Annotated in this window: 1 protein-coding gene; it reads right to left on the reverse strand. The window is 80.1% G+C overall.

What is annotated here, in order from left to right; translation table 11 throughout:
• A partial coding sequence (locus I6F37_RS44435) for a hypothetical protein (RefSeq protein WP_225155048.1) occupies positions 1-387 on the reverse strand: 387 nt, incomplete at both ends.

Genomic DNA, 387 nt, shown 5'->3' on the forward strand with positions numbered 1-387 from the left:
CGGAAGACCCGCGCCACCACGGTGCCGTCGGCGCCCGGCCGCGCGCTGGCGGGCGGGAACCAGGCCGCGATCGCGTCGAGGAGGGTCCGCGCCCCGACGCTGGTGAGCGGCGCGACCGCGAACGCCGGCACCAGGCCGCCGCTCGCGAAGGCCGCGGCGAGACCGGCGGTGAGCTCGTCGTCGGTGAGCTCGCCGGCCTCGAGGTAGTGCGCGGCGAGGTCGTCGTCGGTGGCCGCGACCGCGTCGTGGAGCAGCTCGCGGCCGCGCCGGGCGACCTCGACCGCGCTGGTCGGCAGCGCGGCGTCGCGGCCGCGCTCGCCGTCGGCGATCAGCAGCCGGCCCGCGGCCAGATCGAGCGCGCGGTCGCCGTCGAGGGGCCGGGTGACG

Origin of the sequence: Bradyrhizobium sp. NBAIM08 (assembly GCF_020193935.1) — a bacterium.
GTDB lineage: Bacteria > Pseudomonadota > Alphaproteobacteria > Rhizobiales > Xanthobacteraceae > Bradyrhizobium > Bradyrhizobium yuanmingense.